Source organism: Aldersonia sp. NBC_00410 (assembly GCF_026342035.1).
Taxonomy (GTDB): Bacteria; Actinomycetota; Actinomycetes; order Mycobacteriales; family Mycobacteriaceae; genus Aldersonia.
Genome location: NZ_JAPENM010000001.1, coordinates 445638 through 459075 on the forward strand (window position 1 = coordinate 445638; position 13438 = coordinate 459075).

General features: G+C 67.5%; 15 protein-coding genes. 10 read left to right on the forward strand and 5 right to left on the reverse strand.

Annotated elements, in window-relative coordinates:
- The first annotated feature begins 157 nt into the window (after positions 1–157).
- The 7 genes from OG921_RS02085 to OG921_RS02115 all read left to right on the forward strand — a co-directional run bounded on the left by OG921_RS02085 (position 158) and on the right by OG921_RS02115 (position 5636).
- Entirely contained in the window at positions 158–820 is a 663-nt protein-coding gene (locus tag OG921_RS02085; RefSeq protein ID WP_266110673.1) for a hypothetical protein, read from the forward strand.
- Between the two features lie 22 nt (positions 821–842).
- On the forward strand, positions 843–1613 hold the full coding sequence (locus OG921_RS02090; protein ID WP_266110674.1) for a site-2 protease family protein: 771 nt from the start codon (positions 843–845) through the stop codon (positions 1611–1613).
- Between the two features lie 70 nt (positions 1614–1683).
- Positions 1684–1878, forward strand: coding sequence for a hypothetical protein (locus OG921_RS02095; RefSeq protein ID WP_266110675.1), 195 nt, complete (start codon positions 1684–1686; stop codon positions 1876–1878).
- 78 nt (positions 1879–1956) lie between these two features.
- A complete protein-coding gene (locus OG921_RS02100) occupies positions 1957–2874 on the forward strand; it encodes an LLM class flavin-dependent oxidoreductase (protein WP_266110676.1) in 918 nt (305 codons plus the stop codon).
- A 24-nt stretch (positions 2875–2898) separates the two neighbouring features.
- Entirely contained in the window at positions 2899–4128 is a 1230-nt protein-coding gene (locus OG921_RS02105) for an acyl-CoA dehydrogenase family protein (protein ID WP_266110677.1), read from the forward strand.
- A gap of 16 nt (positions 4129–4144) precedes the next feature.
- Positions 4145–5431, forward strand: a complete 1287-nt coding sequence (locus OG921_RS02110; RefSeq protein WP_266110678.1) for an LLM class flavin-dependent oxidoreductase — start codon at positions 4145–4147, stop codon at positions 5429–5431.
- Between the two features lie 7 nt (positions 5432–5438).
- Entirely contained in the window at positions 5439–5636 is a 198-nt protein-coding gene (locus OG921_RS02115) for a hypothetical protein (RefSeq protein WP_266110679.1), read from the forward strand.
- On the opposite strand, the gene OG921_RS02120 is transcribed toward OG921_RS02115, so the two are convergent.
- Both OG921_RS02120 and OG921_RS02125 read right to left on the reverse strand, forming a co-directional pair.
- Positions 5631–6920, reverse strand: coding sequence for a nitrate/nitrite transporter (locus OG921_RS02120; protein WP_266110680.1), 1290 nt, complete (start codon positions 6918–6920; stop codon positions 5631–5633). The genes OG921_RS02115 and OG921_RS02120 overlap by 6 nt on opposite strands.
- A gap of 106 nt (positions 6921–7026) precedes the next feature.
- Positions 7027–7956 carry a TauD/TfdA family dioxygenase gene (locus OG921_RS02125; RefSeq protein WP_266110681.1) on the reverse strand — a complete coding sequence of 310 codons (930 nt, stop codon included), beginning with the start codon at positions 7954–7956 and terminating at the stop codon, positions 7027–7029.
- Positions 7957–8173: 217 nt separating this feature from the next.
- Here OG921_RS02125 and OG921_RS02130 point away from each other — a divergent pair, with 217 nt between their 5' ends.
- Positions 8174–9532, forward strand: coding sequence for an NtaA/DmoA family FMN-dependent monooxygenase (locus tag OG921_RS02130; RefSeq protein WP_266110682.1), 1359 nt, complete (start codon positions 8174–8176; stop codon positions 9530–9532).
- A 52-nt stretch (positions 9533–9584) separates the two neighbouring features.
- Positions 9585–10052: a pyridoxamine 5'-phosphate oxidase family protein gene (locus OG921_RS02135; protein WP_266110683.1), complete on the forward strand. Its 468-nt coding sequence runs from the start codon at positions 9585–9587 to the stop codon at positions 10050–10052.
- Positions 10053–10057: 5 nt separating this feature from the next.
- Here the strand turns inward: OG921_RS02135 and OG921_RS02140 are convergent, their stop codons facing one another.
- Together OG921_RS02140 and OG921_RS02145 are read right to left on the reverse strand one after the other, a co-directional pair.
- On the reverse strand, positions 10058–11194 hold the full coding sequence (locus OG921_RS02140; RefSeq protein ID WP_266110684.1) for an aromatic acid exporter family protein: 1137 nt from the start codon (positions 11192–11194) through the stop codon (positions 10058–10060).
- Positions 11178–11597, reverse strand: a complete 420-nt coding sequence (locus OG921_RS02145) for a DUF3151 domain-containing protein (RefSeq protein WP_266110685.1) — start codon at positions 11595–11597, stop codon at positions 11178–11180. The genes OG921_RS02140 and OG921_RS02145 overlap by 17 nt, the downstream gene beginning before the upstream one ends.
- 118 nt (positions 11598–11715) lie before the next feature.
- Here OG921_RS02145 and OG921_RS02150 point away from each other — a divergent pair, with 118 nt between their 5' ends.
- Positions 11716–12252 (forward strand): hypothetical protein, encoded by a 537-nt coding sequence (locus OG921_RS02150; protein WP_266110686.1) that lies wholly within the window; start codon positions 11716–11718, stop codon positions 12250–12252.
- A gap of 81 nt (positions 12253–12333) precedes the next feature.
- Here the strand turns inward: OG921_RS02150 and fbaA are convergent, their stop codons facing one another.
- Positions 12334–13374 (reverse strand): class II fructose-bisphosphate aldolase, encoded by a 1041-nt coding sequence (gene fbaA, locus OG921_RS02155; protein WP_266110687.1) that lies wholly within the window; start codon positions 13372–13374, stop codon positions 12334–12336.
- Between the last annotated feature and the right edge of the window lie 64 nt (positions 13375–13438).

The following is a 13438-nucleotide window of genomic DNA, read 5'->3' on the forward strand; positions in this document are numbered from 1 at the left end:
GGCCGGGGCGAAGCCGCCGGGCGAATATGCACAGCCTGGGGCGCGTCGGGTCGGCCGCGGTTCCCGGCGCCGTGCGGACGGCTATGGTGACTGTCGAGTCCGACGCTGTCCGATTTGCGTCGGCGCGACCACCTCACGCCGGAGGGGAGGAGAGCGCTTGACCAGGTTCGTACTCCGCTGCGGAGACGTACCGGTGCCGATCACGCTCGCTTCTCTCCCGGCAAGCTCCGCAGCGCCGATCCCCACCGATGACGAGATCGACGAGACGCTCGTACCGCTCGGCGCCGAGCCCGACCCCCGTCTCATCGTGCTCGGCCGCGATTCTGGACTCGCCGCCGTGCTCACCCGGTTGATGCGCATCGAGCGACTCGACGTCGAGATCGCCTACGTCCCGGTCGAGCGGTCGGCAGCCTCCGCGATCTACGGCACCGGCACGGGCGCGGCGGCGGCCAAACGCGCTGTCGGCGGCGTCGCCACTCCGATGCCGCTGATTCGCGACGATCTCGGCATCGCGCTCGTCGGCAAGGCCCGTATCGACGGGCCGGGCAACGAGGGCCTCGTCGGCGAGGGGTTCGTCGACGACACCCGGATCTTCGCGAACAAGGCCAACTCGGTGCACATCTCCCCGATCGGTGAACTACCCGGCCTGCGCGCCTGCGCAGTGCGGGGGCAACTCCGCCGGCCCAAGTGGGTGACTGGCCGGGCAGCGCAGGTGGGCGCGGAGGCTGCGGTCGTCACCCGGGACGGCGTGCGCGGCGATCGCACGGTCACTCGGTCGACGTTCTATCGACACGTCGAATCGTGGCAATTGGTCCGCTAGGCACACGGGGATACTCGGTGGCATGACCACAGCGCGCACGATCGGGGCGGTTCGGCCGAGCCCGGTGTTCCTCGGCTTCGTCGCTCTCACCGCGGCCGGTGGCGTGCTCGCCTGGCGCTCCGAGCTGGACTCGATGCCTGCGCGCGCCGGGGTGTTCGTGCTCGTGGTCGCGGGCTGGGTCGTCAGCCTGTGCCTGCACGAGTTCGCGCATGCCTTCACTGCCTGGCGAGCCGGTGACCACGAAGTGGAGTTGCGCGGGTATCTCACGCTCAACCCGTTGCGCTACAGTCACCCGCTGCTGTCGATCGGGCTGCCGATCGCATTCATCGCGCTCGGTGGCTTCGGCCTTCCCGGCGGGGCGGTGTACGTGCGTCCGGGATTGTTCGGGCCGGCGGTGCAACGGCGGATCAGCCTCGCCGGACCAGCGGTCAACGTGGCGCTCGCGGTGCTGCTGCTCGTGATCGTGCGCGTGTTCGCCGAGGGCAGCACGCATGCGGCGTTCTGGTGCGGGGTGAGCTTCCTGGCGTTCCTGCAGATCACTGCGTCGGTACTGAACCTGCTGCCGATCCCCGGGTTGGACGGTTACGGCGCGCTGGAGCCGTCGCTGTCGCCGAAAACACGCCGGGCGCTCGACCAGTACAAGGGGATCGGACTGCTCGCAGTGCTTGCGCTGCTTTGGGTGCCGTCGATCAACGCGTTCTTCTTCGACGCCGTGTACTGGCTGTTCGAGCTTTCCGGGGTGCCGGCGAACTGGTCGCGTTACGGCGCATACCTCACCCAGTTCTGGCGCTAGCCACCACGCCGCACAACGACCGACGCGGAGCAGAAATGCCCCGAGCCGTACCGCGGCGTTTCAATCCACCGTGATCGCAATCATTTCCGTCTTCGGGCGCTCACCGCAGGGCAAGCTCACCGAGATCGTCGACCACGTTGTGCCGGAGCTGCAGCGGCGCAATGTCTTCCACCGCGAGTACGCAGACGATGCAGCTACCTTTCGGGACGAACTGCGTGCGGGGGTGCGCGGTTCGTTGGGCGCTGCGGATTACGAACCTGCCTGAGCGCAACCGTGGCGTCGATCGGCGCACTCGAGGAGACTTCGCCCACAACGAGAACTCGCCTGCAGGAGGAAAAGGATCGTGAGTCGTCAACCCGTGCTCGGAATCGATCTCGACACAGCGGTCGTCGCCGATATTCTCGATCCCGACGGCGCGCTCCCTGCCGCCGAATTCGGTGCTCTCCTCGACGCATCGGGCGTGGACTTCGTCGTCCTCGGTGGTGACCTGGTCGACGCGGACGCCACCACGTCCGGTGCGACACTCGATTCGAGTGTCGCGGCGGCCATCCTCGCGACGCATACGCGCGGTGTCGGCCTCGTCGTCGCCGCGGCACCCGGCCGCCAGCACCCGTACAACCTGGCCAGGCGCCTGGCCTCGCTCGATCATCTCGGACGCGGGCGGACCGGCTGGTTGGCCGGCACCGAATCGCTCCGCGGGGCGGCGGGCAGTGCCGTGGCGGCCAACGCCGACGCCACCGCCGACGCGATCCTGGTCGCGCGCAAGCTGTGGGAAAGCTGGCCGGCCGACAGCATCGTCGCCGACCATGAGCGAAGCGTCTTCACCGAATCGGAGCGGATCACCCATATCGATCACGAAGGTGTGTATTCGGTGTCGGGGCCGTTGAACGTGCCCGCTCCGCCGCAGGGGCACCCGCCGGTGTTCTGGCGTCCGCGCGGCGAGGCCGAGTTCGTCGCGGCCCAGAACTTCGCCGACGTACTGATCGTGCCCGCGCACCGCGTTGGCGCCGCGGCGGACATTGCGACCGCGCTCGCGGACGCAGAGTGGTCGGGCTCGCGTTCGGTGTTCGACGACATTCCGCTCGCCGCTGCCGGCATCGTCGTCCGCGTCCGTGCCGCAGTCGATCTGCCGGCCGTGCTCGCGGCCACCGTACACCTCCACCGCGAAAGCCCGGCGGCAACACTGCGGGAACGGCTTTCACTTCCGGCACCGGATTCGGTGCTACACGGATATGTGCGCAGCCTCTTCCCGGTTTCCTGATCACGAACGAAGGAGAACCTCCCGATGACCACCACGTCCGACACTCGCGTCGACATCGCGGACGTACCCGCACCCGGCACCGAGATCACCCGTGCCGAACTCGTCGCGCAGATCGCGGCCGACGCCGACCGGCGGCGGCAGGCCGGCGGCACCGAACCTCCGTTCGCCGCCATCGAACTGCTCAAGCGGCACCGGATCGGTGCGGTGCGGGTTCCGGTCGAGCTCGGCGGGGCGGGCTACTCGCTGCGCGACCTGTTCGACCTGCTCATCGACCTGGCCGAGGCCGACCCGGACGTGCCGCACATCGTGCGCGCGCATTTCGGCTTCGTCGAAGAGTTGCTGCGGGTACCGACTACCGAGGCCAAGCGCCGGTGGCTGCCGGAAATCCTGGCGGGCAAGCTGTTCGGCGGCGCTATCTCCGAGCTGAGCACCCACACCGTCGGCGCCTACCAGTTCGATACCGAACTCACGCCGGCCGAGGACGGGCATCGGCTCAACGGCACGAAGTTCTACAGCACGGGATCGCTGTTCTCCGATTACATCCGGGTCTCGGCGGCGCGTCCCGACGCCGATCCCGTGCTCGCCGTCGTGCGCGCACATGCACCGGGTATCGAACACCGCGACGACTGGGATGGGATCGGGCAGCGGCACACCGGTAGCGGCACCACGGTTTTCACCGATGTGGCGGTTGCCGACGCCGACCTGCTGCCGTTCCGCCCGAAGCTCGGCGGCACCCGTGCCCGCCAGTCGCTGCCGCAGCTGTTTCTGCACGCGATCGCGGCCGGCATCCTGCGCTCGGTCGCGACCGACGCCGCCGAAGTGGTGCGCACCCGCCGACGGACCTACGCATTCGCGACCGCCACCGAGCCGCGCCACGATCCGCAACTGCTGGAGATCATCGGGTCCATCACTGCCACGGCGTTCGCCGCGGAGGCGGTCGTGCGGGTCGCGGCGGAGGCCCAGGACGATGCGGCCGCCGTCGCGCGGACCACCGGGGTCGACGCCGAACTCGAAGCCCGCGCATCCATTCTCGCTGCCAAGGCGAAGGTTGCCATCGAGGAGTCCGCGCTGCGCGCCGCCGGCCGGCTCTTCGATGTCGGCGGCGCGTCCTCGACCAGGGCATCCGCGCATCTGGATAGGCACTGGCGCAACCTGCGAACCCTGTTCTCGCACAACCCGACCGTGTACAAGGCTCGCGTGCTCGGCGACGTGTTCGTCAACGATGCAGCGCTGCCCGATACCGGATTCTTCTGATCGACAAGGGGAAGTCATGACGCTCCAAGAGCCTTCGCTGGTGCTCAACGTCAACGTGCTCGACGTCGGCGTCGCGCCCGGCGCGTGGAAGCTCGGGGTAGCGCCGAACGCCTTCGTCGACGCCGCTCATTTCGCCGAAGTGGCGCAGATCGCGGAACGCGGCACTCTCGACGCGTTCTTCCTCGCCGACGGCCCGGGGTTCTGGGAGAACCCGCGGGTCAAGCCGACTCGAGCGCTGGAGCCGAGCGTACTGCTGGCGACCGTCGCGGAGCACACCTCGCATATCGGGCTGATCGGGACCGCCTCGACGACATTCAACGATCCGGTCGAACTGGCGCAGCGCTTCCTTTCGCTCGACCATGCGAGTGGTGGGCGGGTGGCCTGGAATGTCGTGACCACCTATTCCCCGGTCGCGGCCGCCAACTTCGGTTACAGCGTCATTCCGGATCGCGACACGCGCTACGCCCGCGCCGAGGAGTTCGTCGATATCGTTCGACTGCTGTGGGATTCGAGCCTGACCGGGAACCGGGTGCAGTACCACGGCGCCCACTTCGACATCGATACCCGGCTCGATGTTCGGCCTTCCGCGCAGGGCTATCCGGCCCTGATCCAGGCCGGCGGCTCCCCAGCGGGACGCGAACTGGCGGGCCGAACCGCGCACGGCGTGTTCAGCGCGGAATTGACGCTCACCGAGGGCATCCGGCACTACCGGCAGGTGAAGGATGCCGCGGTGCGTGCCGGGCGCGACTCGGACGAGGTGAAAATCCTGCCGGGCCTGATTACCGTGCTCGGTTCGACCGAAGCCGAGGCCATCGAACGGCACGAGCGGCTGCGTGCCGACGTGCCCTCGGACTTCGGACTCGACCGATTGAGTACCACCCTCGGCGCCGACGTGCGCACGTTGAACCAGGACGCCCCGATTCCGGCCGACATTCTCGCAGCGCCGAAAGATGTCGCCAATTATCAAGGTTCGCTTGGCTTCCGCGAGTCCGTCGTCGGCCTTGCCACCGAGGGAAACCTCACCGTTCGCCAGTTGCTGCGCGCCCTCAACGGCAGTGGCGGCCACCGCGCCGTGATCGGTACTCCCGAACAGGTTGCCGACACCATCGAGGAGTGGTTCCGGGCCGGCGCAGCAGACGGCTTCAACCTCATGCCGGACGCGTTCCCGTCGGGGCTGGCCGACTTCGTCGACCACGTCGTACCGATCCTGCGCCGACGCGGCATCTTCCGCCACGACTACGAGGAGAAGACACTGCGCGGCCGGCTCGGTGTGCCGGTTCGGGCGCTCGATCCCGCGCGGTAAAGCTGGTATGCCGGAAGGTGTGGCCCGCGGCGATCATCCGCAGCGCACCCCGTTCTACGGCGCGGTGCTGATGATCGTCGCGTTCGTCACCGGCAGCCTGACCGCACCGGTGGACATGCCGACCGCGGCGCACGCGGTGATCATCGTGTGCGCGGTGATCGTCGGCCTGATCGGCTTCGGGATGACGTTCCGCGACCTGTCATGAACGGGAACGACGACGGATGCGGGCAACGACCTCGCGCAGTGGCTTCACATGTATGCCCTGCAACGCGGCTTCGCGTCGAGCGGTCGTGCGGGAGATGAGTACCCCCACAATGGCCAGTGCCCAGATCGGGTACTGGACCAGCCACGCAAGCCGGAAGGCGTCGAAGGTCAATCCGCCCGCCCGGTCGAGCACGATACCGATCACCTCGATGGTGACGAGACTCGCAGCGAAGCCGCCCACGTTTACCATGCCCTGGGCGGTACCCATACTGGTGCTCGGGTTCGAGGTGCGCGCATAGTCGAATCCGATCACCGAACCCGGTCCACCGACCGAGATGACCACGACGAGCGCCACGAGCAGCCACACCGGCGCTGGATGGGGAAGCGAAAGCACGATCGTCCACATCGTGACGGTGCCGGTGATGCTGCCGAGCACCAGCCAGGAACGACGCAACGGATAGCGCCCGGTGAGCAATCCGAGAATCGGGCCCGCGATGACCGCGGACAGCACCGAGACGGTGAGCATGCCGCCCGCAGCCGACAGCGAAAGCCCCTGTGCAGAAACCAGATACGGAACGCCCCACATCAGCGCGAAGGTGGTGATGGAGAACTGGGTGCCCATATGACTGAAGAATCCGAGCCGGGTGCCGGGTCGTCGCCAGACGGTGGCTATCTGGCCGCGGAGTTCGCGCAACCCACCGCTGGGCCCGACCCGCGGGTGCGCCGGGTGCGGCGAGTCCTTGATGACGGCCAGCGCGAGGCAGCACGACAGCACCCCGACCGCCGCGGCGGAAAGGAAGGCGGTCTCCCAGCCCGGCCCGCGCAGCAGTGCCAGCAGTGGCACGGCGGAGAGCACTTGGCCGAACTGACCGAGGATGCCGGTGAGCTGGGATACCAACGGGACCCGGCGCGGCGCAAACCACTCGGGCACCAGGCGCAGTACCGCCAGGAAGGTGAACGCATCGCCGGTGCCGACCAGGACGCGCCCGAGCACCGCGACCGGGACGGCGCCGGTGAGGGCCAGCACCGTCTCCCCCGCCGCCATCGCGATCGCACCCGTCGCGATCATGGTCCGCGAACCGAGTCGGTCGAGCAGCAGGCCGGCCGGGATCTGCATTCCGGCATAGACGATGACCTGCAGGACGACAAAGCTGGCCAGCACCGAAGGATCGACCGCGAAGCGCTCCTGCGCCTGTAGACCGGAGACCCCGAAGGCGGTCCGGTTCAGCACGGCGATCACGTAGGCGAAAACGCCGACGATCCAGATCGACCAGGCGCGTTTCATTACCTACGAAATTACCGCCGGGCCCGTGTGGCGCGGCAGCCAACCGCGCCACACGGCTCGCCCCGACGGCGAAACCCGGTCCGGGCGACCGGGCGGAACTACCCGGTCACGATCCGTAGAACGGCTCGCCCGACACCGACTCCGACGATCGCCCGTCGACACCCTTGGGCACGTCACCCTCGAGCGTGACGCGGTACAGCACGCGGTCGTGACCCAGGTGCCCGGCGTCCGGAATCGCCAGATGCGAGGTGGCTCGGTTGTCCCAGAACGCGACGGTGCCCGGCGCCCAACGCAGGCGCACGGTGTACTCGGTCTTCGTCGCCTCGTCCCACAGCACCTTCAGAATCCCCTCGCTCTGGCTCGGGGTGAAGCCACGAATCTCGCGCGCACCCCGGGTGAAGCCCGGGCTCACGAACAGCGCGCGCTCGCCGGTTTCCGGATGCACCCGAACCGCCGGGTGATAGGTCACCAAGTTCGCCTCGCGCACTTTGCGCTCACGCTGACTGCCCTCGGTTGCCCGGGTGTTGAACTGATGCTTGATGTCGATCGTGTCGACGAAGTCCCGCAGCTCTTTCGGTAGGTTCTCGTACGCCGCAACGAGGTTGGTCCACGCGGTGTCACCACCGTACGGCGGCAGGATGTCGGCGCGCAGAATCGACGCCGCGGGCGGATTCACCAACGCAGTGACGTCGGTGTGCCAGCTGCTGTCGTAGGAGGTGCGCTTGCGACCGAGCCGCGACTCGTAACGCCGGCTGTCGATGGGCAGGATTTCCGGGAAGCCCGCGGGCGGTTCCTCCTCGTGCGGGTGCGCCGGAGTGACTTTGCCGAACCGGCGCGCGAAGGCGATCTGCTCGGCGTGGCCGATCTCCTGGTCGCGGAAGAAGACGACTTTGTAGGTGTGCAGAGCGTTTCGGATCTCCTCGATCACGCCCGCCTCGTGCGCCTCGCGCAGATCCACGCCACGAATTTCCGCGCCGATATAGCCGGCGAGTGGGACGACGTCGAGGCCGAGGCCGACGTCCTTGAGTTCGGTCATGGGCTGACTCCAATTTCGACGATTGTTTCCGACCGCGCGGCAGGAAGAACGGCGTCCCGCGACGCTGAATTCAGCGTCCGATTCCCGGCCGACCGAAACAACGGTCCTGAGCTACGGAAATCTTGCAGTGAAACTTAATCCGCCAGTCCGATTGCGAGTTAAGTTCACCGAGTCCAAAACCGTTGCTCGGCATCGTGTACGGCGCGACACTCCTGCAGTGGTACTCGATAGATCCCGTGACCGGCGCCTGTTTCTCAGCGTCGCGCTGAACAGCACCGGTTCGGCCGGCCGATCATGGGCCTGGCCTGGCACCGAGTGGGGGCGCTTCGGCAACTGGGAACACTATGTGCGGTCTGCACAGCTCGCGCACGAGGGTGTGTTCGACATCGTCTTCGTCTCCGACCATCCCGCGTTGCAGCGCGACAATCGGTCTCGGCCGCTGCACAGCTTCGACCCGACCGTCTTGTTCGCGGCGATCGCCGCCGCGGTCCCGGATATCGGGTTTCTGCTGACCGCGTCCTCGTCCTATAACTCTCCGTACAACCTGGCCCGCCGACTTGCGACCCTGGACCACATATCCGGTGGACGGGTGATCTGGAACGTCGTCTCCAGCTTCAATCCCGATATCGCCGCGAATTTCGGCGACGCTCCGCTGCCGCCGCGGGCCGACCGGTACCGACGCGCAGACGAATTCCTCGACGTCGTCAAGCAGCTCTGGCTCAGTTGGGATCCGCCGAACGACGCAACCCCCACCGACACATTGTGGGACGAGACCACCGCGCGGCGGATCGACCACCACGGCGAGTTCTTCGACGTGGCCGGGCCACTCAACGTTCCGATCGGGCCGCAGGGCCACCCCGTCATTGCGCAGGCGGGTGCATCACAGGCGGGTGTCGACCTGGCTGCCAAGCACGCAGATATTGTGTACGCGTCGCTATTACACAAAGACGCGGCCTTCGAATACAAAGCGCAACTATCGAATCGCGCCCGCGCCCACGGCCGCAATCCGGACGAGATCCGGCTGATGCCCGGTTTGGTGGTGATCCTCGGCGAAACCCGCGAGCAGGCCTACCGCAAGCACGAGGCGTTGCACGGCCACGACAACGAAGACGGCTTGCTTGCGGACTTCTTCCGACGGACCGCGGTTCTCGACATCACCGACAACCTCGACCCGGACAAGCCGATCGACCCCGATCTGTTCGGCTACACCGAGGATCAGTCCGCGCCGGTTGGCTTTGTCCGCTCCTTCGCCGAAATCGCTGCCGCAGAGCCGATCACACCGCGACAACTGGTGCGTCGCGTCGACGGCGGCCACCGCCTCGTGGTCGGCACGCCCGCGGACGTCGCCGATTCGATTCTGCAATGGTGGGGCGAGGGTGCCGTCGATGGATTCAATATCCACATCCCGGTGCTGCCCGACGGTATCGCCGAATTCAACCGCGAGGTCATTCCGCTGTTGCAGGCTGCTGGTGCATATCCGACCGGCTACGACGGCTCGACCATCCGGGAACGGCTCGGGTTGCCCGATCCGCGCCACGCTCCCGCAGCGGACGGGAGTGCATCGGGCGCGGCGTGAGGCGTGCGGGCATTTCGCCGTTTATGTCGGACCCGCGCGGCAGGATGACGCTATGGCAACCTGGAACGAATTCGTGGCCGAGGCGCCGCAGCTGGCCGAGGCCATCGAGGCGCGGCTGAAGGCACACAAGCACCATCTGCTCGCGACATTGCGGCGGGACGGCTCGCCACGAATCAGCGGGACCGAAGTCGAGTTCTTCGAGGGTCAACTCGTCATCGGCTCGATGCTCAACGCGCTCAAGGTGCGCGATATCAGCCGCGATCCGCGCTACGCGCTGCACGCCAACCCCGGCCACCACTCGATGGAGGGCGGCGACGCGAAGGTGTCCGGGCGGGCCCGCGAGGTACACGGCGAGGAGAAGGACCGCATCGTCGCGAACTACGAGCACGACCCCGGCGAGGCGCATTTCGTCGTGCTCGATATCGACGAGGCGGTGCTCACCACCGTCGACGAGGCGCGCGAGCACCTCAACATCGATCTGTGGCGACCGGGCGCCGAAGTGCAGCGGTTCTTCAAGTAGCCGCTCTAAACTTCAGGCGGCACACCGGGGTTCGCGACGGTCGGCGGCAGCAGTGCCATCGCCGAGATGCGTTGCATCCCGGCGACTTGCATCAGATCGACCAGGGTGGAACGCAACTGGCCGAACACCACGTGCGCGGAAAGACCTGCTTTCTCGACCAATTCCGGTTTCGCATCGATTGCGACCGACCGCAGCACCCGGGCGGCCTCCGCCTGATCGGGCTGCTCCCCCGGCTCGGCGAGCATCATCTCGCGCAGCACATCCACCGCATGCGAGAGCTTCTCGATCTCGTCGACGAGGCGCGGATCGAGAATCTCGTCGTCGCGAACGACGCTCAGCGAGCGGCGCACCAGGACGCGAATATTGCGGACCGCGTTGTCGAGCGGGTCCGCCGTCGCCTGCAACCGGTCGTGTCGTTCCCGGGAGTTCCAGTACATCGGGGAGATCCGGGTGATCTCGTGGCCACCCTTGAGGTCGGCGCGCATGCTGTCGATCTGCGCCTGCGTCGCCCGGGCACGGTCGAGCGCCTCGCGGATGGGCGCCGGATTCTGTTCGGTCAGCCCGTCCGCCGTTTTGCGCAACACATCGGCCGCGGTCGCGAGCACATTCGCGGCCTGGGTTCGGGCACGCCGCACCGGATGAGTCGGCACCACGGCAACCACCGCGACACCCACCAGCCCACCGACCAGCGCGTCGAGCATCCGCTCGTAGCCACCCGCATCACCCGGCGGGATCAGGGTCGCGACCAGCACCGCCGAGCTCGCCGCCTGCATGGCGATGATCGGACCACCGTCGAGGAACACCGCCGCCGCCATCGCGAGCATCACGACGACGGCGATCTGCCACGGCCCGGTGCCGATCGCCGTGATGATCAGGTCGCCGACCCCGATCCCCACGGTCACCCCGACGACCAGCTCGACCGAGCGGCGCAGCCGCGCCCCCAGCGAAACGCCGAGCGACACCACCGCGGCGATGGGCGCGAAGAACGGCCGGGAGTGACCCAGCAGATCGAACGCGACCCACCAGGACAGGCCCGCGGCCAGTGCGCATTGCGCGATCGGCAGCGCGGACACGCGCAACCGGGCTGCGGACTTGCGGAGCCGGTTGCGCGGTCGTCGGGCGAGGTTAGTGATCGAGGCCAAGTTGTTCGGCGGCGCGCGGATCGCAGTCCTCCAACAAGTCGAGGCAGCGGGCGTACTCGTCCGTCTCGCCGATTTCCTTCGCAGCGCGGGCCAGCGTTGCGACGCAACGCAGGAACCCCTGATTCGGCTCGTGACCGAACGGGACCGGCCCGAAGCCCTTCCAGCCGTTGCGGCGCAGCTGATCGAGACCGCGGTGGTAGCCCGTGCGGGCGTAGGCGTACGCGGTGATGGTCGCGCCGTCGGCGAACGCCTGTTCGGCCAGGTACGCCCAGGCGATCGACGCAGTGGGATGGTCGGCGGCAACCGCAGCGGGGTCCCGCTTGTCGAGCAGTTCCGACTCGGCATCGTCGTCACCGGGCAGCAAAGTTGGCTGAGGACCGAGCAGGTCACCGAAGGATGTCATGGCCTACATTCTGGCAGGTCTGCTCGTTGCTGACGGCGCGGGCGGATAGGCTGCCCGACAGCCGCAGAGGTTCCGGCAACTGCCGACGCTGCTCGTGGCGACGAGGAGGAGGTCATGCGTGCCCGACGAACACGATCGGCCGATCGCCGCGCCACCGGGACCCGCCGCCCGTCCACAACGCATCGAGCCGACGGCGCCACCGGCAAAGCCGAAGCGCAAGCGTCGTCGATGGCTGGCCACGGTTGTTGCCGCGCTGGTGCTCATTGTCGCGCTCGCCGCGGGCTTGACCTGGTTCATCGCGCGACCCGAACCCGGCCCGAGCACCGAAGATCAGATCCGCACCGCGATCGACGACTTCGGCACCGCGCTCGGTAGCGGCGACCTCGCCGCCCTACAGAGCGTCACGTGCGGGCCGCTCGGCGACTACTACCGCACGGTGCCGCCCGACGAGTTCGCGCAGGTGCACCGGGCGACCGTCGAACAGGGCAGCATCCCGGTCGTGGCGAGCGTGGACGCGATCCAGGTCACCGACGACACCTCGGCGATCGCGCAGATCACCGCGTACCGGCCGGCCGATCCGGCGAACCGCTCGGTCCGCACGTTCAACCTGCTCAACACGCCGGCGGGTTGGCAGGTCTGCGAACCGCCGCTCTGAAGCGTCCGAGCCCGGATACGAAAAAGCGCACCCCCACCGCACGTTCGCGGTGGGGGTGCGCTGTCGAACGAATGGTGCCGGTCAGCCTGTCGAGCTGACGGACCGTCCGGCGGACGCCAGGTCGTTACAGGCCTGCACGACGCGCTCGCTCATCGATGCTTCGGCCTTCTTCAGCCACACCCGCGGGTCGTAGGCCTTCTTGTTGCCGACCTCACCGTCGATCTTCAGCACACCGTCGTAGTTGGCGAACATGTGCCCGGCGACCGGGCGGGTGTAGGCGTACTGGGTGTCGGTGTCGACGTTCATCTTCACCACGCCGTACTGGAGCGAATCGTCGATCTCGCTCTTCAGCGAACCCGAGCCGCCGTGGAAGACGAAGTCGAACGGCTTCGAGCCGGCAGCCAGGCCGAGCTTCTCCGACGCGACCCGCTGCCCCTCGGCCAGCACCTCGGGTTTGAGCACCACGTTGCCCGGCTTGTACACACCGTGCACATTGCCGAACGTCGCGGCGAGCAGGTAGCGGCCTTTTTCGCCGTCGCCGAGCGCGTCGATGGTCTTCGCGAAATCGTCGGAGGTGGTGTAGAGCTTGTCGTTGATCTCCGCCTCGACGCCATCTTCCTCGCCGCCGACCACACCGATCTCGATCTCGAGAATGATCTTCGCGGCGGCGGCGGCCTGCAGCAGCTCCTGGGCGATCGACAGGTTCTCGTCGATCGGCACCGCCGAGCCGTCCCACATATGCGACTGGAACAACGGGTTGCGTCCGGCGTTCACCCGCTCCTGCGAGATGGCAAGCAGCGGCCGGACGTAGGTGTCGAGCTTGTCCTTGGGGCAGTGATCGGTGTGCAGCGCGATGGTGACGTCGTACTTCGCGGCGATCACGTGCGCGAACTCGGCGAGCGCGACGGCGCCGACGACCATGTCCTTCACACCGAGACCGGACCCGAACTCCGCGCCGCCGGTGGAGAACTGGATGATGCCGTCGCTGCCCGCATCGGCAAAGCCCTTGATCGCGGCGTTGATGGTGTTCGAGGACGTGCAGTTGATGGCCGGGAAGGCGAAGGAGTGTTCCTTGGCCCGGCTGAGCATCTCGGCGTAGACCTCAGGGGTTGCGATGGGCACTGAAACCGACCTCCAAGTCGTGTTCTGGGCTATTCGTGCTGCTCACCCTATGACAAAGGTCGGG